Annotated in this window: 26 protein-coding genes and 1 pseudogene; 13 read left to right on the forward strand and 14 right to left on the reverse strand. The window is 62.7% G+C overall.

Features of this window, described 5'->3' with window-relative positions; genetic code table 11:
• Positions 1-73 precede the first annotated feature (73 nt).
• From AAFX91_RS24345 to AAFX91_RS24355, 3 genes are read right to left on the reverse strand one after another with little or no spacing between them, the layout of a single operon-like run.
• Positions 74-517, reverse strand: a complete 444-nt coding sequence (locus tag AAFX91_RS24345; protein WP_394568211.1) for a hypothetical protein — start codon at positions 515-517, stop codon at positions 74-76.
• Positions 492-1079 carry a hypothetical protein gene (locus tag AAFX91_RS24350; RefSeq protein ID WP_394568213.1) on the reverse strand — a complete coding sequence of 196 codons (588 nt, stop codon included), beginning with the start codon at positions 1077-1079 and terminating at the stop codon, positions 492-494. The genes AAFX91_RS24345 and AAFX91_RS24350 overlap by 26 nt, the downstream gene beginning before the upstream one ends.
• Before the next feature lie 55 nt (positions 1080-1134).
• Positions 1135-1392 carry a hypothetical protein gene (locus AAFX91_RS24355; RefSeq protein WP_394568214.1) on the reverse strand — a complete coding sequence of 86 codons (258 nt, stop codon included), beginning with the start codon at positions 1390-1392 and terminating at the stop codon, positions 1135-1137.
• A 77-nt stretch (positions 1393-1469) separates the two neighbouring features.
• On the opposite strand from AAFX91_RS24355, the gene AAFX91_RS24360 reads away from it, so the two are divergent.
• A complete protein-coding gene (locus AAFX91_RS24360) occupies positions 1470-1700 on the forward strand; it encodes a hypothetical protein (RefSeq protein ID WP_394568215.1) in 231 nt (76 codons plus the stop codon).
• 105 nt (positions 1701-1805) lie between these two features.
• Entirely contained in the window at positions 1806-3461 is a 1656-nt protein-coding gene (locus tag AAFX91_RS24365; RefSeq protein WP_394568217.1) for a fumarate hydratase, read from the forward strand.
• Positions 3462-3702: 241 nt separating this feature from the next.
• Here the strand turns inward: AAFX91_RS24365 and AAFX91_RS24370 are convergent, their stop codons facing one another.
• From AAFX91_RS24370 to AAFX91_RS24385, 4 genes are all read right to left on the reverse strand, one after another.
• Complete coding sequence (locus tag AAFX91_RS24370; protein WP_130583765.1) at positions 3703-3999, reverse strand: hypothetical protein; 297 nt, start codon at positions 3997-3999, stop codon at positions 3703-3705.
• 93 nt (positions 4000-4092) lie between these two features.
• Positions 4093-4647: an inner membrane-spanning protein YciB gene (locus AAFX91_RS24375; RefSeq protein ID WP_394568219.1), complete on the reverse strand. Its 555-nt coding sequence runs from the start codon at positions 4645-4647 to the stop codon at positions 4093-4095.
• A gap of 21 nt (positions 4648-4668) precedes the next feature.
• Positions 4669-5247: a hypothetical protein gene (locus AAFX91_RS24380; RefSeq protein ID WP_394568220.1), complete on the reverse strand. Its 579-nt coding sequence runs from the start codon at positions 5245-5247 to the stop codon at positions 4669-4671.
• Positions 5248-5485: 238 nt separating this feature from the next.
• A complete protein-coding gene (locus AAFX91_RS24385) occupies positions 5486-6889 on the reverse strand; it encodes a carotenoid oxygenase family protein (RefSeq protein ID WP_394568222.1) in 1404 nt (467 codons plus the stop codon).
• A gap of 111 nt (positions 6890-7000) precedes the next feature.
• Here AAFX91_RS24385 and AAFX91_RS24390 point away from each other — a divergent pair, with 111 nt between their 5' ends.
• A complete protein-coding gene (locus AAFX91_RS24390) occupies positions 7001-7726 on the forward strand; it encodes a TetR/AcrR family transcriptional regulator (RefSeq protein WP_394568223.1) in 726 nt (241 codons plus the stop codon).
• A gap of 122 nt (positions 7727-7848) precedes the next feature.
• Here AAFX91_RS24390 and AAFX91_RS24395 read toward each other — a convergent pair whose 3' ends face one another.
• A complete protein-coding gene (locus AAFX91_RS24395) occupies positions 7849-8034 on the reverse strand; it encodes a hypothetical protein (protein WP_130582286.1) in 186 nt (61 codons plus the stop codon).
• Between the two features lie 159 nt (positions 8035-8193).
• Between AAFX91_RS24395 and AAFX91_RS24400 the strand changes: the two genes are divergently transcribed.
• Positions 8194-8871 carry an SET domain-containing protein gene (locus AAFX91_RS24400; protein WP_394568225.1) on the forward strand — a complete coding sequence of 226 codons (678 nt, stop codon included), beginning with the start codon at positions 8194-8196 and terminating at the stop codon, positions 8869-8871.
• Here AAFX91_RS24400 and AAFX91_RS24405 read toward each other — a convergent pair.
• Positions 8868-9296, reverse strand: coding sequence for an RrF2 family transcriptional regulator (locus AAFX91_RS24405; RefSeq protein ID WP_394568227.1), 429 nt, complete (start codon positions 9294-9296; stop codon positions 8868-8870). The two genes, AAFX91_RS24400 and AAFX91_RS24405, sit on opposite strands and share 4 nt — an antisense overlap.
• An 84-nt stretch (positions 9297-9380) precedes the next feature.
• Between AAFX91_RS24405 and AAFX91_RS24410 the strand changes: the two genes are divergently transcribed.
• Complete coding sequence (locus AAFX91_RS24410) at positions 9381-9839, forward strand: group III truncated hemoglobin (RefSeq protein ID WP_394568228.1); 459 nt, start codon at positions 9381-9383, stop codon at positions 9837-9839.
• Between the two features lie 98 nt (positions 9840-9937).
• On the opposite strand, the gene AAFX91_RS24415 is transcribed toward AAFX91_RS24410, so the two are convergent.
• Positions 9938-10159: a hypothetical protein gene (locus AAFX91_RS24415; protein WP_394568230.1), complete on the reverse strand. Its 222-nt coding sequence runs from the start codon at positions 10157-10159 to the stop codon at positions 9938-9940.
• A gap of 127 nt (positions 10160-10286) precedes the next feature.
• Between AAFX91_RS24415 and AAFX91_RS24420 the strand changes: the two genes are divergently transcribed.
• From AAFX91_RS24420 to AAFX91_RS24430, 3 genes are all read left to right on the forward strand, one after another.
• Complete coding sequence (locus AAFX91_RS24420; protein WP_394568232.1) at positions 10287-11108, forward strand: helix-turn-helix domain-containing protein; 822 nt, start codon at positions 10287-10289, stop codon at positions 11106-11108.
• Between the two features lie 60 nt (positions 11109-11168).
• On the forward strand, positions 11169-11834 hold the full coding sequence (locus AAFX91_RS24425) for a DsbA family oxidoreductase (protein WP_394568234.1): 666 nt from the start codon (positions 11169-11171) through the stop codon (positions 11832-11834).
• 132 nt (positions 11835-11966) lie between these two features.
• Positions 11967-12605 carry an NIPSNAP family protein gene (locus AAFX91_RS24430; RefSeq protein WP_394568236.1) on the forward strand — a complete coding sequence of 213 codons (639 nt, stop codon included), beginning with the start codon at positions 11967-11969 and terminating at the stop codon, positions 12603-12605.
• Positions 12606-12632: 27 nt separating this feature from the next.
• Here AAFX91_RS24430 and AAFX91_RS24435 read toward each other — a convergent pair whose 3' ends face one another.
• From AAFX91_RS24435 to AAFX91_RS24445, 3 genes are all read right to left on the reverse strand, one after another.
• Positions 12633-13856 carry a GNAT family N-acetyltransferase gene (locus AAFX91_RS24435; RefSeq protein ID WP_394568237.1) on the reverse strand — a complete coding sequence of 408 codons (1224 nt, stop codon included), beginning with the start codon at positions 13854-13856 and terminating at the stop codon, positions 12633-12635.
• A gap of 196 nt (positions 13857-14052) precedes the next feature.
• On the reverse strand, positions 14053-14382 hold the full coding sequence (locus AAFX91_RS24440; RefSeq protein ID WP_130582294.1) for a hypothetical protein: 330 nt from the start codon (positions 14380-14382) through the stop codon (positions 14053-14055).
• Between the two features lie 157 nt (positions 14383-14539).
• Positions 14540-14860: a hypothetical protein gene (locus AAFX91_RS24445; protein WP_394568239.1), complete on the reverse strand. Its 321-nt coding sequence runs from the start codon at positions 14858-14860 to the stop codon at positions 14540-14542.
• Positions 14861-15102: 242 nt separating this feature from the next.
• On the opposite strand from AAFX91_RS24445, the gene AAFX91_RS24450 reads away from it, so the two are divergent.
• From AAFX91_RS24450 to AAFX91_RS24460, 3 genes and pseudogenes are all read left to right on the forward strand, one after another.
• Positions 15103-15336, forward strand: a complete 234-nt coding sequence (locus AAFX91_RS24450; RefSeq protein WP_130582296.1) for a hypothetical protein — start codon at positions 15103-15105, stop codon at positions 15334-15336.
• A gap of 163 nt (positions 15337-15499) precedes the next feature.
• A pseudogene (locus AAFX91_RS24455) lies at positions 15500-16950 on the forward strand (caspase domain-containing protein).
• A gap of 67 nt (positions 16951-17017) precedes the next feature.
• The gene (locus AAFX91_RS24460; RefSeq protein WP_394568241.1) at positions 17018-19048 is read left to right on the forward strand and encodes a pyrroloquinoline quinone-dependent dehydrogenase; all 2031 of its coding nucleotides are present in this window, start codon (positions 17018-17020) and stop codon (positions 19046-19048) included.
• 260 nt (positions 19049-19308) lie between these two features.
• Here the strand turns inward: AAFX91_RS24460 and AAFX91_RS24465 are convergent, their stop codons facing one another.
• Positions 19309-19767, reverse strand: a complete 459-nt coding sequence (locus AAFX91_RS24465; RefSeq protein WP_394568243.1) for a PaaI family thioesterase — start codon at positions 19765-19767, stop codon at positions 19309-19311.
• 188 nt (positions 19768-19955) lie between these two features.
• On the opposite strand from AAFX91_RS24465, the gene AAFX91_RS24470 reads away from it, so the two are divergent.
• Together AAFX91_RS24470 and AAFX91_RS24475 are read left to right on the forward strand one after the other, a co-directional pair.
• Positions 19956-20234, forward strand: a complete 279-nt coding sequence (locus AAFX91_RS24470; protein WP_130582300.1) for a hypothetical protein — start codon at positions 19956-19958, stop codon at positions 20232-20234.
• An 83-nt stretch (positions 20235-20317) separates the two neighbouring features.
• Positions 20318-20548 (forward strand): hypothetical protein, encoded by a 231-nt coding sequence (locus AAFX91_RS24475; protein WP_130582301.1) that lies wholly within the window; start codon positions 20318-20320, stop codon positions 20546-20548.
• Positions 20549-20641 lie beyond the last annotated feature (93 nt).

The raw sequence follows: 20641 nt of genomic DNA on the forward strand, positions 1-20641 counted from the left end.
TGCTCCACCCGCGCCACTTGGCGTACAAAACCCTGAGACTCTAACCGCTGCTGGATGAAAGTTCAGTGGCAGGTCAGTTCAGCGCTTGATCGGCGGTTTCGCGTTCGCCGGGCGCTAATTTTCGCCAAACAAACTGAAGCAGCTTGATGCTCAGTTCGAGGGTCGTTGCAATTGCATGTTGAAAGTACTTTTGATCGACACGCAGTTCGTCGCCTACTTTTGTCGTTGAGGTGTCGATCTTGAACTGAGAGCATTTGTTGAGGTATCTCTCGTTCACAATCCCAGCATTGTGGGTGAAAAGATTTCTCCGCTCACAGATTTCTAGGAAATTCTTGACGCACGGATCTTCCATCGCAATTTTGATATTGAACAGTTTGTTGATTGCGACCAACTGATCTCGGTGATCGTCGTGCAGAATCGAGTCAATTTCTTTTTCTATTAAGAAGTTGGCAGCATCATCGATAGAGCCAAAGTTGACGAGCTCGTGTAAACTAAGGTTGCGATCGATTGCTCCCAATATCTCGCTCTTGACGCTCAATCCGGTCCGGATGAGATCGTGCAAAAAAAACATCATACTCCGCGATCAAGCCAATCAAGATCAGCTTCGGAAGTTGCCTTACTCCCTTCAATCCCGATTGGGCTTTTCGGAGGGATGCAATCACTTCGCGCGCGTTAACGAGATCAAAAGAATAGACTTGGCGATTCTCGTCTTCGTGAACCAGTTTGGCGTGCCGCTTTAGCGCGGGCCTTACCGAAAAATGAAACTGAAGATCGTTGTTGGTTCCATCCAACATGATCATTATGTCATCGAGAGATCGATGTACGCCAATCTGTTCAATAATCTGCGCCTGAAGTTCGCCGAACCCCCTAGCGGTTGAGTCGAGCTTTTTCTCCTCTTTTGTATCGGTCGCCGGAGGATTTTCCGTCTTTGCTTTTTCTAGTGTCTCGCAGATGTAAAACTCGCCCTTTACCATTCTTTTCTTCTTGAGGAAGACCGTGAGAAAGCGCTGGGAATCGTCTCCGGTAGATCCTTTTTTCGTCGATGCGTCCCCGCCCGATGCGACTTTTTTTCGACCCATAATGTGCCCCAAAGCAAAATCGAGCCACTATCCACAGAAGGCGCGGCCTAGTAAATTAGTAGTTGTGATGAACCGCTGAGACCATCACGATTGAGCCGATTCGCGAGGGTGCGGCGAGTTTCGGATCCTGATCGTGATAAAACTTGGCCCTGAATCGAAGATCGCCGGCGGTATCGCGCTTGATACGCTTGTTGGCATAAGGGATTGCTTGCGCCGCGAAGTAGGGGCAATTGGCAATCGTGGAGTGCGCGACCGGAAGAGCTCGAAGCGAATGGCGATTCTTAGTCCAGATCACCCGGTTGAGCAGCCTCAAGGGCTCATAGTGACAGCCCCCGTCTTCGTTCTTTCCCGCCGGGGGATTTGGGCACTCACGGTGCTGGCATTGTCACTATGACAAAGCTCCTCCAGGAGGCACTGCGGCAGGTCGAGCAATTGTCGCCCAGCGAACAGGACGCAGCCGCGGCTGCACTGCTCGACTACATCAAGCATATGCGCGAGATGCGGTTGACCGACGAGCAAGTCGAGGAGGTCCGGCGCCGCAGGTCCGATCCTGACCGGCAGCTCGTGTCTCACGAAGAGGCGCGTAGCCGCATCGCGCGGCTGGTCTGGGCCGACAAATAGCGGATCCGCTATCTCCCGGGTTCTCTTTTCTCTTTGCGGCAAAAATGCTTAGAACGGCTCTAGATGCCGGGCCGACGTTCCCGGCCCCAACCTGAGATCATGCCCATGAACGCTCCCACCGCTTTCCCCGACCAGTCCAAGCCTGTCCCGCCCTATAAGCACACGCCGTTGTTCCCGCTGGGGCAGGACACGACGCCGTACAAGAAGGTGACGGCCGAGGGCGTGCGCGTCGAGAAGGTGCTGGGCAGGGACATGCTGGTGGTGTCGCGCGAGGCGCTGCGGGCGTTGTCGGAGGCGGCGTTCGGCGAAATCAACCATTATTTGCGTCCGGGGCATCTGAAGCAGTTGCGCAGCATCCTTGACGACAAGGAAGCCAGCGACAACGATAAGTTCGTGGCCTTCGACTTCCTGAAGAACGCCAATATCGCCGCCGGCGGCGTGCTGCCAATGTGCCAGGACACCGGCACCGCGATCATCATGGGCAAGAAGGGCTGCAACGTCATCACCGAGGGCGATGACGAGGCGGCGCTGTCGGAAGGCGCGCGAGACGCTTACTTGCGCCGCAACCTGCGCTATTCGCAGGTGGCGCCGCTGTCGATGTATGAGGAGAAGAACACCGCCAACAACATGCCGGCGCAGTGCGAGATCTACGCCGAGGGCGATAATGCGTACAAGTTCATGTTCATGGCCAAGGGCGGCGGCTCTGCCAACAAGAGCTTCCTGTTCCAGGCGACGCCGTCGGTGCTGACCAAGGATCGGCTGCTGGCGTTCCTGAAGGAGAAGATCCTCACGCTCGGCACCGCGGCGTGCCCGCCTTATCATCTGGCGATCGTGATCGGTGGCACCTCGGCCGAACTCTGCATGAAGACGGTGAAGCTCGCTTCCGCCCGCTATCTCGACGCGCTGCCGACGCATGGTTCGCCGGACGGCAACGCGTTCCGCGATCTGGAGATGGAGCAGGAAATCCACAAGATGACGCAAAGCTTGGGCGTCGGCGCGCAGTTCGGCGGCAAGTATTTCTGCCACGATGTGCGCGTGATCCGGCTGCCGCGCCATGGCGCCTCGCTGCCGATCGGGCTTGGCGTCTCCTGCTCGGCGGACCGCCAGGTGCTCGGCAAGATCACCAAGGACGGCGTCTATCTGGAGGAGCTCGAGCATAACCCCGCGCAGTATCTGCCGCAGGTCGAGCAGTCGCTCGGCGGCGAGGTCGTCAAGATCGATCTCAACCAGCCGATGAAGGACATCCTGGCGACGCTCTCCAAGCATCCGATCAAGACGCGGGTGTCGATGACCGGCACCATGATCGTGGCGCGCGACGCGGCGCATGCTAAGCTGCGTGAGCGGCTGGATCGCGGCGAGCCGCTGCCGGACTACTTCAAGAACCATCCGGTCTATTACGCCGGGCCCGCCAAGACGCCGGATGGCTATGCGTCCGGTGCGTTCGGTCCGACCACGGCCGGGCGCATGGATTCCTTCGTCGACCAGTTCCAGGCTGCCGGCGGCTCGATGGTGATGGTGGCGAAAGGCAACCGCGCGCCGGCGGTGCGCGAAGCCTGCAAGAAGCACGGCGGCTTCTATCTCGGCTCGATCGGGGGCGCCGCGGCGAACCTCGCCGAGCACTGCATCAAGAAGGTCGAGGTGGTCGAATATCCCGAGCTCGGCATGGAAGCGATCTGGCGCATCGAGGTCGTGGATTTTCCGGCCTTCATCATCGTCGATGACAAGGGCAACGACTTCTTCAAGGAGTTGAATCTGGGCTGAGGTTGCGCAACGGCCTCACAACACGTCATGGCCGGGCTTGACCCGGCCATCCATCTTTCGAAGAAAATAGATACGCGGGTCAAGCCCGCGTATGACGACCGAATTTGCGGCAAATGCCGCGCCTATAGAGCGTTTTCGAGCGAAGTGGACACCGGTTCGCGTGAAGAAAACGCGTTAAAACAAGAATCTAGAGCTTCGGTTCTGATACAATCAGAACCGAAAATGCTCTAGTGGCGCCAGCTTACGCCCTGGTCCCCGTGAACGGGAAGCTGCCCATCGGGCCGATGCCCATTTCGCCGGTGATGCTGTCGCCCGACACCTTGCCGGTGAATTCGAGCGTGAGCGGCATCGGGTTGGTGATGGAAACCTTCCAGGCGACGTCGTCGCCCTTGGCCGTGCCGTCGAAGATCTCAACCGAATCGCCCTCGGCGCCCTGCGTGCCCGTGAGCGTGCCGCCCGAGTTTTTGAGCGACAGCGTCGCCTGCCGATCGCCCATCGGCGTGCTCATGGTGAGATTCCAGTTTCCGTCCACCGCCATGCCTGTCTCCCCGAGGTTCAATGGTGAAGCTTGGGCGGCGGGTATATCCTATCTCGCCGCGCAAGCCCAACGATCTATTCCGGCGTGCGGTGATTAAGCGCGGGCGGCGGCGCGCAGCCGGCTCGTCACAATGATGCGGAAGAGGACGTATTGGATCGCGAAGGCTGCGATCTTCAAGCCGGCGGCGACCACCGTCACATAGGCCGCCCACAGCTTGATGTCGCCGGTCGCCGCCACCGCGATGGTGCCGGCGCCGATCGCAAACATCAGTAGCGCCCAGGCGTAGCCGGCGAGGGTGACATACTCAGGAATGGTCTGGACCACGATCGGCGGCATGTAGCGCAGCATCCAGCCGCGCTTGAGCATGATCGCCCCGATCGCGAAATGCGCGATCGACGGCTTTGCCATGACGAAGCGCGGATCATTGGTGAGCAGGGTGGCGCTGCCGAGCACGATCACCAGCGCAAGGCTCGCCCAGGTCATGAAGCCGAGCGTCTCGCCCTTGATGCGGGAATGCACCACCTGCGCGATCGCGCCGGCAATCGCGATCCCGGTCGCGAGCAGAACGTTGTCGGTGGCGAAATACACCGCCAGGAACACGATGGTCGAGAAGAAGTCGGTGGCGAGCCTTGCGAAGACGTCCCTCATCGCGATGTTCCCCCTGCGAACTCAGTTCGCACTGGGTAGCGCGCTGACCGTATGCGCGCCGTATTTCGTCATCCGGTAGTGCGGATACCACTTGGTGAAGAAGACCGCACTGTTGCGCGCGGCGAACGCAATCAGCAGCCCGCTCCACAGCGGCAGGCTCGGCATATAGACGATGGCGATGTTGCCGACCATCATCAGCACCGCTGCCATGGTCCAGGCCCAAGTGATGACGTAGTTGACGCGCAGGAAGCCGGGTTGCTGCGTCGTCTTGGCGTCAACCACTTCGCGTGCATATTGCAGCGTGAAGGGACGGCCGGCCAGGATCGAACCAAGCGAAACCAGGAAAATGCCCGTATCGACTGCGAACCTCACCGAAGCCGTGCCGAGGTGCTGATCGACGAAAGCGACATAGAGGCCGATCGCGGCGAAGGTGATCACCGAGCCGACGCCGAGGATCTTGATCGAGAGGCCGCGCATCGCGTCGAATGCGATGACCGCCAGGCAAATCGCGGCGGCGGCAAACAGGCTGGCAGTTGCCGACGTCACCAGCAGCAAGGCAGCGAAGGCACCATAGGGGGCGAGGATAAGAAAGATCGTCATGGCCGCCTCTCCAGGCTGATCTTGACAATGTAAAGATAAGCTAGAGGCGCCGAGGGAAGCCGTCAAGCGAAATCTTTACAGTGTCAAAATAACGGCGAGATCGGATAAGTCGAGATTTTTCAGCTGTTTAGAGCGTCGCTCCGGGTGCGCATCAGCGCGATGCCGGAGTTGTGAGCCGATCACCGCCGGATTCCGGGGCATCGCTGCGCCCCGGAATGACGCAGAGCGTGGCGCGAGCTCAATTCGCGCCAACCCAATTGCCGTGGAAGCCGTCGGGCACGCGGTGGCCGAGATGGACCAATGCGATCGGGCCGGCCTGGACGTCGTGCGCGTTGAACACGGCGAGGTCGCTGCGGTTCTCCCGGGCACGCCAGACCACCGCGAGCAACCAGCCGTCGCCCTCGGCGGCATCGCTGCCGCGCTCAACGAACACCGGCTCCGAGATGGTGTCGCCGGCGGGCAGGAGATACTGGCCAACGCGCTTGCCCGTGCCATCGACATGCACGATCCCGGAGAGCGCGCCGAACATCGGCAGCTCAGGATTGGCGCAGGCGTACCAGCCATGGGCGAAGGCATAGCCGGCGCGGCGATCGTCGATGCGCGGGAATTCGCCGGTGAGGTCGTCGAGATAGGTCTGCGTGAAGCGGTCGGTATTGCCGGCGAGATCGAAGGTCCAGCGGCAATAGCGCGCGCGGTTCTTCTTCGGGTCCGTCGGCGAGCCGTCGGGATGGTTGAACAGCGGCGCTTCCTCGAACTGCATCACGTCGGCGATGATGCGGCTGCCTTCCTCCCAGGCGTTCACCACGTGGAAGACGTAGCAGCTCTCGGCGCGGAACCAGGTGATGTCTTGCGCGGAGCCGTTGCGCTTCATCACGCCGACATAGGCGCCCTTCTCAGGCTCCCAGGCGTAAGGCGCGCGTCCGCGCATCGCGCGCTCCATGCTGCCGGTAACCGGGAGGATCGGAAACAGCAGATGGTTCTCGGTGACGATGAAGTCGTGCACCATGCTGGCATAGGGCGATTCAAAACGCTCGAAGCGCGTGACCACGCCGGACGAATTGACCGAGCCGAAGGAAAGGGCAGGGGTCAGGGGACCTGCGGCGTTATAGCCGAAGAACACGAGCTCGCCGGTCTTCGGGTCGATCTTGGGATGTGCGGTGAAAGGGCCCTGGATGGCGCCGTTATAATCGCAGTATCCTGTTCGCTTCAACGTGCCGGGCTCGATCTCGGTCGGCAGATGGCCTTCTTCGAGTGCGAGCAGGCGGCCGGCGTGGAAGATGATGTTGGTGTTGGCGACGCCGCCGTCAGTGGTGGTCGCGGGCGGTGCATCTGCGAGCTTGCGGCCGAAGCCGCCGAACAGTGCGCGGCCGGCGTCATGCTCGGCCTGCCATTTCGGCGTGCGGACCCAGCGATTACGATAGCTGGCGCGGCCGTTCTCGAGATGGAAGGCGTGCAGCATGCCGTCGCCGACGAACCAATGCGCACCGGGGGACTCGAATTGCGGATTGGGGCCGTTGCGATAGACCGTGCCGTTAAGCTCGCGCGGCAACTCGCCCGATATTTTCAAGAACGGCGCGTCCGCCTCAAAAGGGATCGGCGCCAGGTTGGGCCGCGGTGTCTCAGCGATCGCCTGATCAAGCATCGTCACTCCCTCCATGTTATCTTTACAGCGTAAAGATAGAAATACAGGTGGTCGCGCTGATCGTCAAGCAAAATCTTTACAGTGTCAAAATTGCGACCTATAAGGATTCGCATGACGAGATTGTCGAGAGAAAACAAGGCGAAGACGTCGCCGCCGAAAGCCCGGAAGGCGGCGAAACAAGCGGCCGCGAGGCCGGCGCGCCGGCAGCGCCGGTCGGGCGAGGCGCCCTATCATCATGGCGCGCTGCACGAGGCGCTGCTGACGGCGGCCGAGCGCGTGCTCGAGCGCGACGGGCTGGCGGGGCTGACGTTGCGCGCGGTGGCGCGCGAGGCCGGCGTTTCGCACGCCGCGCCGACGCATCATTTCGGCGACCTGACCGGCCTGGTCAGCGAGCTCGCCGCCATCGGCTTCCGCCAGTTCAACGACGCGATGCGCACCGCCGTCGCAGGCGGCGCTACCATTGCGGAGAAAGGGCTGGCGCGCGCAAAGGCCTATATCGCCTATGCGCAGGCGCATCCGGGCATGTACGGCTTGATGTTCCGCACCGAGCGGCTCGATATGTCTAGGCCGTCGCTGCACGAGGCCGCAAGCACCGCCTTCGCCGGCCTTGCCGGTGCGGTCGGCGAAAGCCGCCATGAGCATATCGAGGAGAAGAAGCTGTCGCTTGACCAGGCCGCTGCGATCGTGCGTGCCTGGTCGCTGGTGCACGGCTTCACCACGCTGCTGCTCGACGACCGCCTCTCCAACATACTGAAGCGGCTGCCCGAGGGCACATCGGTCGAGACGCTGCTGGATGCGATGCTGCGCAGTTCGGCCTTCCGTCCGCCGGCCAACTAAAGCATTTTCGAGCGAAGCATGCCCTCGGACTTGATCCGAGGGTGGACACTGGTTCGCATAGCAATCAAGTTTACGCAGATTGCGTAGACTTATCTGCGCAGAAAACGCGTCAAAACAAGAATCTAGAGCTTCGGTTCTGACTCAATCAGAACCGTCGTGCCGCCGGACTCGCTCGGCTTGCCGACCGTGCGGCAGCCCTTTGGCGCCGTCGACGTATAGCTGCTGCTGATTGTTTGGGCGCCTGAATGGCCAATACTGCCGGTCAACAGGATGGCAAATACGCATGCATTTATGACAAGCTTCATCATGCAGGCCTTCAGAGGAACCCGCCCCTCATTCAGACGCGTTCATTGTGGGCAAGGTTCAATAGCGAGCGCGAAACACCTGACAGCGGCGCTGAATTGTCCTAGAAGAGCGGCTCCGCACAGCCGTCGCTTGTGCGAAGCGTCCGTTCATTCAACATTACCATGCCCTCGATATCGCCCAATAAACCCTATCGCGTCGGCCGTTCCCGCACCGGACTCGGCCTTTTTGCCACCAAGCCGATCAAGAAGGGTAGCAGGATCATCCGCTATTTCGGGCCTCTCCTGGATTCCAAGAAGAAGGAAGAGGACGAGATCGAGAACAAATATCTGTTCGAGCTCACCAATCGCTGGACCATCGACGGCTCGATCCGCGAGAACGTCGCCCGCTATATCAACCATTCCTGCAGGCCGAACTCGGAATCCGACGTCAAGCCGCGCAAGCGCAAGATCTATATCCGCGCCGTCAAGAACATCGAGCCGGGCGAGGAAATCAACTACGATTACGGCACCGATTATTTCAAAGCCTATCTGAAGCCGATCGGCTGCAAGTGCGATTCCTGCGAGAAGAAGCGCAAGAAGAAGCGCTCCGAGGCGCGGGCGGAACGGCTCAGGCTGAAGGAGAAGGCCGAGCGCAAGGCGAAACGCAAGGCCGAGAAGGTCGCCAAAGAAAAGGCCAAGGCCCAAGAGAAGGCCAAAGAAGAGAAGGCCAAAGAAAAGGCGAAAAAGAAGAACGGCAAGGCCAACGGCAAGTATCTGAACGGCTCGGGCCGCCCCAAGCCCGCCGGAAAGAAGGTCGTCGCCGGAAAACGCAAGAGCTCAGCCGCGCCACTTCACGCCTAGATTGGCCTGACCGCCTTTGGCCGCGCCGGATAGGCGCATTCGGCGAGCGTCGTCGTATCGAGTTCGTGCAAGAAGGCCTCTCGCGCCGCTGCCAGTCTGCCCTTCAGGCGGCAGCGCGGCGTCAGCACGCAGGCGCCGCCATCCTCACGAAAACATTCGACCAGCGCCTGGTCGTTCTCCAGCGCGCGCACGACCTCGCCGAGCGTGATCGTCTGCGGCGGCCGCGCCAGCGCAAAACCGCCGCCGGCCCCGCGCTGGGTGATGATGAAGCCGCTATCTGCAAGGTTCCGCACGATCTTCGCCAGGTGATTGCGCGAAATGCCGAATTCCGCGGCGATCTCGCTGGTCGCAAACGAGCGCGTCGGTTCGCCCGCGAGCCGCATCAGGGCGCGCAGGGCGAAATCGGTAAACAAAGTGAGGCGCATGGGAGCCCCGCAAAAATCCGGTTTTGCGAAACAGCCATACTGCCCTAAATGGGTATTTAGAATACCTATTTGAGGAGAGCTGGCATGACAGGGGCAGAGCGGCGCGAGCAGATCACGGCCGACATCGTCGCCAAGACCGGCATCACCGAGGCCATGATCGAGCACCTCGTGCACGGCTTCTATGACAAAGTTCGTGCCGATGCGGTGCTTGGGCCGGTGTTCGAAGCACGCATCCGGGATTGGGGGCCGCATCTGTCGCAGATGTGCGCGTTCTGGTCGTCGGTCGCGCTGATGACCGGCCGTTATCATGGCACGCCGATAACAAAACACCTGCCGCTGCCGGTCGACGCCGGTCATTTCGACCGCTGGCTTGAATTGTTCGAACAGGCCGCGCGCGAAATCTGTCCGCCGGAGGCAGCGGCGCATTTCATCGAGCGCGCGGAGCGGATCGCCGCCAGCCTCGAACTCGGCATCGCTGGGTCGCAAGGCGTGATGCTCGGCAAGGGCGAGCGATTTCGGGGCGGCGGGGCCGCAAGCGCCTGAGCTGCGGTCCAACCCAAGAGAAAAAATCGGCCGCCGCGAGCGTTCACGGCGGCCGTTGTTTTTGAGCCGGCTGGTAAAAGCGCAGCCTGGTTGATGGTTCAGCGGAACAGCCGACGGAACTGACGCATGAGACGCAACGGACAAAGCCGCTTCGCTGCCCTGGTCTCGGCGGCCTGCACCTGTGCGACGACGTAGACGCCGGTCGAGTAGACCAGCGGTTCCGGTAGCTGCAGCGAACGCGCGATCAGCCACGTCGCCAGATTGAGCAGCCACGTGACGATGCCGGCGGCGGACGGGAAGGGGCTCGGGTCGGGTCTCATGGTCATCTCCTCGTGCTCCTCGAAGATGATCCGGTCCGCGCGCCTTTTCGATTACCTGGCACGTAAGCGGTTTCGATTACCTCGGACGTAATGGAATGGGCGAAAGCCGCGTGGTAGTTTTCCATCCATGAACGCACATGCATCCACGGCGCGGGCCGAACCAAGCAGGCCGATTCATGTCGGCGATCACTTGCGCGAATGGCGGCAGCGCCGCCATCTGAGCCAGCTCGATCTCGCGGTCGAAGCGGATATTTCGGCGCGCCATTTGAGCTTCGTGGAAACCGGCCGTGCTGCGCCGTCGCGCGAGATGGTGCTGAAGCTGGCCGAACGGCTGGAGGTGCCCTTGCGTGAACGCAACGTGCTCTTGGTCGCCGCCGGCTTCGCGCCGGCTTTCCCGCAGCGCTCGCTCGACGATCCCGCGCTGAAATCGGCGCGGCAGGCGATCGACCTGGTGTTGAAGGCGCATGAGCCGAATCCGGCGCTGGCCTATGACCGGCACTGGAATCTGGTCACCGCCAACCGCATGGTGGCGCCGCTGCTCGAGGGCATTCCGCAGCGCCTGCTCGGCCAGCCCTTCAACATCCTCAAGCTTGCCTTTCATCCCGAAGGGCTGGCGGCACGCACGGTCAATCTTGCCGAATGGACCGGTCACCTTCTGGAGCGGCTGCACCGGCAATGCGAGGCGACGGCCGATCCGGAATTGCTGAAGCTTTATCAGGACCTGAAGAGCTATCCGATCCCGGCGCGTTCGGGACCGCTACCGCCGGACAATGTCGCAATCCCGCTCAAGCTGCGCCACGATGGCGGCGTGTTGAGCTTCTTCTCCACCACAATGGTGTTCGGCACGCCGGTCGATATCACGCTGTCGGAACTGGCATTGGAAACCTTCTTTCCTGCCGACGATGTGACCGCCGAGCGGCTAAAGCGGATGGCTGACGCCATGAAATAGCGGCTTGTCGCGGTTCCCTCCGGGCCTTATCTCTGCATCTTTCCAGCGGAGGAACGCCCGATGAGCACCCTGGAGCCGCTTCGCCTCGACATCGTTTCCGACGTCGTCTGCCCCTGGTGCTATATCGGCAAACGGCGGATCGAGAATGCGCTCGAGCTGGTGCCGGATGTGCCGGTCGAACTGCATTGGCGGCCGTTCTTCCTCAATGCCTGGGTGCCGCGCGAGGGCATCAGCCGCGACGAATATCTCACCGCGAAGTTCGGCTCGGTCGAGGCCTACAAGGGCATCGCCGGGCGGGTCGTCACCGCCGCGGGCGAGGAGGGGCTGACCTATCGCCCCGATCTCGTGAAGCGCCAGCCCAACACCATCGATTGCCATCGCCTGATCCACTGGGCGGAAGCCAAGGGCAAGGCCGCCGAGATGAAGCAGCGGCTGATGGAGCTTTACTTCCGCGACGGCGGCGACCTCACCGACATCGACGTGCTGGTGCAGGCCGCGGCCGATGTCGGGCTCGACGCCGACGACGTGCGCAAGCGTCTTGCGACCGATGAAGATGTCGCGCTGATCTCGGCGCAGGCGCAGGAGGCGTCCGACAAAGGCATCTCCGGCGTGCCGACCTTCGTGTTCGCGCAGAAATACGCAGTCTCCGGCGCGCAGCCCGCCGAACAACTCGCCCGCGCCATCCGCCAGGTATCGGCTGAGATCAACGCGGAGGCGGCGGAGTAAGCGCCGTAGCCCGAGTGGAGCGCAGCGCAACCCGGGACATCTGCATCAGTGTCTTCGAGAGTCCCGGGTTACGCTGCGCTCCACCCGGGCTACGGGCGATAAAAAACATCAAAAGAAAATTGGGAGAACGTCATGCTCTATGAGCTCCGGACCTACACGGTGAAGCCTGGGACCATCGGCGAGATGGTCAAGGCAGCGAGTACCGTGTCGCGCGACATCCGCAAGGATGACTACGGTAAGCTCGAAGGCTATTGGATGACCGAGATCGGTCCGCTCAATCAGGTCATGCACCTGTGGAGCTACAAGGATTTTGACGAGCGGAGCAGGCTGCGCGGCGAACTTGCCAAAAATCCGCGCTGGACCGGCGAGTATGTTCCGCTGATCCGTCCACTACTCCAGCGTCAGGATATCCGCCTGCTCAACGCGGTGAAGCCGCCGGTTGCTCCGGCATCGACGGGCAACATCTACGAATTCCGCAACTATCGCGCCAAGCCAGGCGGCGCCGTCAGGCAATGGCTCGAAGCGCTCGCCGAGGCGCTGCCGGCACGCGAGAAATACTCCAAAATCGTCGGCCTCTGGCAGACCGAGGCAGGTCAGCCGAACGAAGTCTGCCACATCTGGGCCTATCCCAGCCTCAACGCCCGCGTTGAAGCCCGCGCGAACGCCCTGAAAGATCCGGCGTGGCAGGAATTCCTCCGCAAAGGCGGCCCGCTGCTCGACGAAATGCACTCGACCATCATGCTGCCCGCACCTCACTCGCCATTGCAATGAGGTGCGCGACGAATGACGTGACCGCGTTCAGCGGGACTTGCCTCGGCTTCTGATGAACCGAACAACGCCACGTGCGGTCTCTTCCGCGGAACGGTGCAGGGTCAGCGCGGTGTGGATCATTGGCACCAGCGGATCGTATCGCCGCAGCGGGATCAGCACGTCGCCGATGGCAAAGCGCCCGCGCCAGATCGGGTTGATCATGGGATGGTCGGGCGCTGCGGTTGAATCTACCGAGCGGATCGCCGGATCGCTGCAGAGATGGCGCGTCAGATCGAGCGTCAACTGCACGCCCGGCGAATATTTGGCAAAGCGCTCGTCGATGCCGAGCTTGAAATAGAACGCGCGGTCCTGGTGCCGCAGCACGATCGCGGCTGCGACCGGGCTGTCGCCGGCGCGGAGCGTCACGATCTCGCATTGGCCAGTTTCGGCAAGCGCCGCGGTGGCGCGGCGGATGAAGGTGGCATCGCCATCGTGCTGGACGAGCGCGGTGCCGCGCTTGCCTTTCCAGCCGCTGGCTTCGAGGGCGAGGAAGGTTTCAAGCGCGGCTGCGACTTCATTCGGCGTGCGCGCCACCTCGAAGCTGATAGCGCCGTGCTCGGCGAGGCGATGACGCAGCCGGCGCATCTCCTTCAGCTTCTTGGCTCCGAGTGCTTCGAGCAGCAGTTCGTCGGCATTGCGCGTCGCGTCGAGACAGGCGCGAAGGCATGACTGCATCAGCCGGGGACGCATGCCGTTGAGCCGCAGCACCTCGTTGAAGGCCCGCATCGCCTTGCCGTCCAGCGACATGTCGCGCAGGATCAGCGCATGCGCACCGGCCTTGCGCGCTTCCTGCATCAACCGCTCCACTGCTGCCTCAGTGAGGTCGCAATCAAGCGGCGGCGTGCACAGCGTGCCATAGGGTTGTGCGCTCATCAGCGCGGGCAGGGGGATCTTACAGGCGCGCCACAGCGAGATGACCGGCAACAGCCCGATCATCCGCGCCGGTCCGTCATAGGCGAGCGGAGCATCGCTGAAGGCGCTGAGCGCCAACGCGCCCGTGCGGCCGCGCGCCGAAGCGCTCACCGCCAACACCCAGTCAGGCAGGTAATAGGCGTTCGGCTCGACGACGTGCTCGGCGAGCGCGCGCCATTGGCCCATCGGAATATCGGCAAGCGGCGCGAGCGCAGGACTGCCGTTCGACGGCGCATGCGCCGGCATGGCATCGTCGATCGATGCGCGATGGACAACCGCTTTGTCGGCGATCTCGGCCACTTTCCCCGCTTCCCCGTGCGTGAGCGATGGAGGGACTGTCGACGTCGCCTCTCGTCATCGCGCTCGGAAGACTAGCGGAAGAAATGCAAAATACGGTTGGTTCGGCGCTGCAATTCGAGCGGTAATGTTAACGGGTTGTTCAGCAAGAAGGAGCCGCCGAAACGCGTTCGGCGGCTCCTTTTGTCTTGTTCAGTGCTTACCAGCGATCGTCACCGACGCCGATACCCACGGTCCCGCCGGGCGTACGAATGCCGACGCCCGCGCGCGGGCCGCCATCATAGTCGCGATATTCGCGGCGTTCGATGTAGCGTTCGCGCGGCATGTAGTTATAGGAATCGCGGACGATCACGCGACTGCCGCCACGGGTGCGATAGCAGCGCCCGTCATCGTCGCAGACCATGCGGACCTGCTGCACGACTTCAGGGTTGCTGTACTCCGTGGTGCTGTAGATGTCGGTGGCCTTGGCCGCGCTGCCGACAGACAACGCGCCGACGCCGGCCAGCAAAGCGATTGCAAACGTCTTCATGGTTCCGCCTCCGCATAGTTACTGCCCTCGCGGCTGACAAAGCTGCGCGGATGGTTTCGTTCCGAAGGAACTGGCCTCGCGGACAGGTTCCGCCCGCGGGCGGGCATTCTTTTCGCGCGCACCAAGGTGGAACAATTCAGCAATCGGGGAACAGAGATCAGATCGGCTCGTAATTCTCCGTCGCGCAAGTATCGTCGCCGTCGACACGGCGGCGGTCGGCGATGCCTCCTTCATTGATAAAGACGCGATAGGTCTGCGTGCCCAAGGGCTGGCCCATCACCGATGTCAGTTCAGCGCGCACGCAGGCGGTCCATCCCAGTCCGCGCGGATCATGCAGCGGTTGCGAGACGCGGACATTGGCGGGACGCGAAGTCGATACGAACACCGAGTCCAGTTTTTCGCTGACCAGCCGCTTGATGTCGGGCGGTGCTTCAAGCGGCGGCGGCTCGGCCTCCCTGGCGCGCAAGAACGCCGGCATTGGCAGCGGCGAGCGGCTATCCACGAAGCCGCAACCGGCCAGCGTAGCCGCCAAACCTAACAGCAATGTAATGCGAGCGCCGCCCTGTCCCATTTCGATGTACTTACCTTGTTCAAACCAACATTGGTGACCTCGCGGGGGGCGCTACCGATCAACTATTGCTGAAATTGGTCCGGCGGCACGCTATGCTGCCGTTTTCCAGTATGAAGATACCGGGACTGGGTGGCAGGGAGAGAACGACAATGCGCAAGTTAACGGTCGCCGCGGCGGTATTGGCGCTGTTGGCGATGCCAGCCTATGCCCAGATGGGCGGCAAGCGGCATCGCGGCGACGCGGCCGGAAGCAAGCAGGACAGCAAGCCGAAGGTCGACGAGAAGGCTTACAAGGCTGCGCTCGAACGCATCCCCGAGCCCAAGGAGAAATACGATCCCTGGGGCGTGGCACGGCCGACCGAGGCTGCGAAGAAGTCGAAATGAGCTGACGGCAATCCGTCGTCGAACAACGCTGCGATGTTGATGGGGGCCTGCGACACATCGCCCTCGATACGCAAGCCATGCTGCGATCGGCCGGCGAGGTTGAACCTTGCCGTCAAAGCTCACGACCAATCCGGCAAGCCATCGCATTGCCGGAGGTCGTTCGATGTCGCGCCGCTCGCTCGCCAGACTGCTTGTTTCCGCTGCCGTGCTGCTCGGCACCTCGCCCGCTTTGGCCGAGAACCGGCTGGCGCTGGTGATCGGACAATCCGCCTACAAGTCGGTGCCAGTGCTGCCCAACCCGGCCAATGACGCCAAGGCGATGACGCAGCTCCTCACCGATTCGGGCTTCCACGTGGTATCGGCTTCCGACCTCTCGCAGAATGAATTCCGCACCAAGGTCAGCGAATTCGCCGGCGAGGTCGCGGCAAAGGGTGCGGATACGGTGGCACTGGTGTTCTATGCCGGCCACGGCCTGCAGGTCGATGGCGAGAACTTCCTCGTTCCGACCGATGTCGATCCGAAGCGCGAGGCCGACATTCCGATCCAGGCGGTGCGCCTCAATGATGTCCTGAACACGCTGAATTCGGTGCCGAGCAAGATGCGCATCCTTTTGCTCGACGCATGCCGCAACAACCCGTTCCCGGAGCTCAAGAGCGCCGGCCACGGGCTTGCGGTCGTCGACGCCAAGACCGGCGCGCCCGGCACCTTCCTGTCGTTCTCGACTTCGCCCGGTGCGGAAGCCGAAGACGGCGACGGCAGCAACAGTCCCTATACGACGGCGCTGCTCGCGGCGGCAAAGGAGGCCGCGCCGATCGAGGAGACCCTCAAGCGCGTCCGCGTCGCGGTGAACAAGGCGACGGATGGCCGGCAGACGCCGTGGGACAGCTCGTCGCTGACCGAGGATTTCCGCTTCCTGGCAGCTCCCGCCGGCACGAACGCCGCCGCGCCAAAACTCGCATCGGCCAGGCGCACGGTCGAGCAATGGAAGGGCGACTTGCAAGGCAAGCCGGTCGAGACCGCCAATGAGATCATCGTCGCCGATGGCACCGACGAAGCCTATGAAGCCTTTGCCGCGCTCTATGCTTCGACGCCGCGCGGGCTGCAGGCGCGTGACTGGCTCGATCGCCATCGCCGCATGGTGGCCTGGAACAATGCCGTCCTTATCAACACCGCGGCCGGCTATCGCGCATTCCTCGCGCAGTATCCCGACAGCGATCTTACTGCGACCGCGCGCAAGCTGGAGGAGCGGCTGCGCAACCGCCCGAAAACATGACGCTGGCACTCGCAGCGCCCGTCAGCGTGCCCGCGACCAACGCGGCGCTGACCTGTCCCTGCAACGCGCCGCCGCTCAAAAGGGTCGATACACCAGCCAGGAAGCGTGCCGAGCCGGCGCCGCCCAAGCGCGCCAGCACGCCGCCGCGCCGTGTCGTCGAGGAAGAGGACGTCGTGGTCGTGCGCCGTCCGCCGCCGCGCGTCGTCTACGAACCCGCCGGACCGCCAGTCTCGATCGGAATCGGGATCGGCGTCGGCGGTGGCTACGGTCGACCCGGCGGCTACGGTGGCTATGGCGGACGCGGTGGCGATGGCTGGAGCGGCCGCAGGGGTGGATACTGAGCCGGTAATGGCGTAATTCATCCGGGGAAGATGCAGTAGTCGATGACCACATCTTCAGCGGGACGTCATGCGCCATCTTGTCCGCCTGCTTGCCGTGTTGTGTCTCGCGACGCCGGCCCTCGCATGGGAGCATTGGGGCGGTGATCCCGGCGGATCGCGCTTCTCGCCGCTCAAAGAGATCACGCCTGACAATGTCGCCAACCTGATCCGCGCCTGGGAATTCCGGACTGGCGATCTCGACCGCCGCGCGCCGGAGGTGATGCGGCGGTCGAAATTCCAGGCGACGCCGCTGTTCGTCGAGGACAGCCTGGTGTTCTGCTCGCCGTTCAACGAGGTGATCGCGCTCGATCCCGGGACCGGCGCGCAAAAGTGGCGCTACGATCCTGCGATCAACACCAACCAGCGTCCCGCCAACCGTTATGTCTGCCGCGGCGTCACCTATTGGGTCGACGACAATGCGCCCGCGGGAGCGGTCTGCCGATCGCGGATCTTCATGGGCACCAACGATGCCCGTCTTATCGCGCTCGATGCGAAGAGCGGGATTCCTTGCGCCGGTTTCGGCAATGGCGGCGAGGTCAGGCTCGAGATCGGCATGACACTGGAATGGCCGGGCGAGTTTCAGGTGACCTCGCCGCCGGTGGTCGGCCGCGGCGTGATCGTGGTCGGCTCCGCGATCGGCGACAACCGCCGCGTCGACGCGCCGCGCGGCGTGGTGCGCGCCTTCGATGCGCGCAGCGGAGCGCCGCGCTGGAATTTCGATCCGCTGCGGCATGACGGCATCGAGGCGGGTCACGCCAATGTCTGGGCGCCGATGTCGGTGGATCAAGCGCGTGGCCTGGTGTTCCTGCCGACGACCTCGCCGAGCCCGGATTTCTGGGGCGGCAAGCGTCCGGGCAACAACGAGCATGCCAACTCGGTCGTCGCGCTGCGCATCGAGACCGGCGAACTGGTGTGGTCGTTCCAGACCGTGCATCACGATCTCTGGGATTACGACCTGCCGGCCCAGCCGACGCTGGTACGGATCGATGTCAGTGAAGCCATGCGCGACGTCGTGATCCAGCCGACCAAGCAGGGTTTTGTCTTCGTGCTCGACCGCAATTCCGGCAGACCGGTGTGGCCGGTCGAGGAGCGCGCGGTGCCGCAAGGCACGGCGGACGGCGAGAGGCCTTCGCCGACGCAGCCGTTCCCGACCCACGTGCCGACGCTCGTGCCGCAGAAGATCTCGGTCGACGACGCGTTCGATCCGTTTCCGCTTCTCGGCCGGTCCTGCAAGGAGCAATTCGCAAACGCGCGCAGCGAGGGTCTCTACACGCCACCATCGACGCAAGGCACGCTGCTATTTCCATTCACCGGCGGCGGCGTGAACTGGGGCGGCGTCGCGTTCGATCCGCTCCATCAGATCCTCTACGCCAACGTCAGCCGCGCCGTGCATCTGATAAAGTTGATCCCGCGCGAGCAGGCGATTGGCTTCAATCCGCCGCCCGGCCATGATTTCGGCCGGCAGGAGGGCGCGCCTTTCGCGATGTCGCGCGCGGTGGTGACTTCGCCGCTCGGGTTGCCATGCAACAAGCCGCCCTGGGGCGAGATGGTCGCGGTCGACCTGAGGGGTGGCAAGATTCTCTGGCGTTCAACGGTCGGCACGACGGAGGATCGCGCGCCGCTCGGTATCGCCTTCCACTGGGGTACGCCGCTGGTGAATGGCGTGGTGGTCACCGCGAGCGGAATAGTCTTCACCGGCGCGATGGATGCGTATTTGCGCGCGTTCGATGCCAGGACTGGCCGGGAGTTGTGGCAGGGCCGGCTGCCGGTGCCAGGCGTTGCCAATCCCATGACCTATCTCTGGAAGGGCGAGCAATATGTCGTGATCGGCGCCGGCGGCCATTCGGAAGCGGGCACGACGATCGGCGACAGCGTGGTGGCTTTCCGTCTGCCGCGACAGGGCGAAGCGCCATCGCTGCGGTCGCGCACGATCGACCGGCCGGGCGGACGCTTCCTTGGCGGCGCGATTTCAGCGGGGCTCGTTCTTGCGATCATTGTGGGTGCGGCATGGCGCTGGCGCCGCACGCGTCGTGCTCGTTCAGCGAAATCCACAATCTGACTTCTCACTCCGCGCACGAAGTCGACATGCGCTTGGATTCAATGCGTGCCGAGCTTGCGCGAGCATTGATGTGCAATTGCACATCAGAGAATCCATTGAACCGCATGCGCAAGCGTCGAAATGGACACCGCGTCATTGCGAGCGCAGCGAAGCAATCCATCGCGCCACTTGCGGAGACATGGATTGCTTCGCTGCGCTCGCAATGACGGAAATCTCACCGCGAGATTGCGATCGTAGCGTCTCTTACGCCCCAAATGCCGTCACAACATCGCAAACGCGCTCGACACCATCGCCACCGGCTTGTTGTCGGTGGCCGAGAGCAGCGTGACGCGGCCGAAACTCATGGTGCGGCCGAGGCGGACGACGCGCGCGTCCGCCAGCACGTCGGCAGCGCTCACCGCGCGCATGAAATGCGTGGTCTGGTCGACGGTGGTCATCGGCCGACAGCTGCGGTTCGCGGCGAGGTTGGCGATGACCATCGAGGTATCTGCGAACGCCATCAGCGCCTGGCCACAGACGACGCCGCCGTGACGGCACAGCCGTTCGGAGAACGGCATGCGCAAGACCGCACCGGGCTGCCAATCGGCACCGGCCTCCTGCGGCGGCGCAGCATCAAAGCCTTCGATCGAGAGATTGAGATCGAGCACCCAGGGGGCAAATACCTCGCCGAGCACCCGTCGCGCATCATCGATGCCGAATTCCGTGACCTCTTCTTGCATGGGGCGCTCGTTCCTCTCCCTGGATGATGGTATTCTAGAGGGCATTCCGGGGAAGGGAACAGCAGGGCGGCCGGCTTGAAATTGCCAGACTTTTGGCGCCGGATCGCACCTGCGGCCTGCTTTGCGGTGCGGCTTGGGCGATGCTATACGCCAAGCCAACCCCGAGGGGAGTAGTAAGGGAGCATCTCATGAGAATTCTGGGCGCCATCGCTGTCGCGGCGCTGCTGGCAACGCCGGCCTACGCGCAAATTTCGACCCCCCATATCAACCTGCTTGGCGACGGGCCGACGAAGACGCCGGACGAGATCGAGCAGGACCAGATCAGGGATAAGGCCTACAGGGAATCGCTGAAGAAGATTCCGGACGCCAAGACGTCATCCGATCCGTGGGGTACCGTGCGGAGCGACGCCCCCAAGGCCGCCACCCCGGCCAAGCCGAAGACCAAGACCGGCAGCGCGCAGCAGTAAGCGCCGGCGTCGACGCGGAGACTCGGATTCGGTCTCCGCTCTCCCTATATTTGGCCGGTCGTCACCTGGTTTGGAATTGCGACATGGCCTTGCGTCCGCGTGATCTTGCGAGCCGAATGGCTGCCCGGCGAAAGCGGGGCGACGGCTTCATGCGCGAGACCTTTACCCTGCCGCGCGACGAGGCGCGGCTGAAGGCGCGCGACTTCCTCAACCGGTATCCCAAGGCCGCCTATATGAGCGCGGTAGAAAGCTGGCGCGAATTGCCCGGCGACAGGATCGAATTCACGATGCGGCGTCTTGCCAGCGCCGATTGAGAGCTAGAGCGTTTTGGAGCGAAGTGGACACCGGTTCGCGTGAAGAAAACGCGTCAAAACAAGAATCTAGAGCTTCGGTTCTGATTCAATCAG

The sequence above is a fragment of the Bradyrhizobium sp. 31Argb genome, from assembly GCF_043638955.1.
Taxonomy (GTDB): domain Bacteria; phylum Pseudomonadota; class Alphaproteobacteria; order Rhizobiales; family Xanthobacteraceae; genus Bradyrhizobium.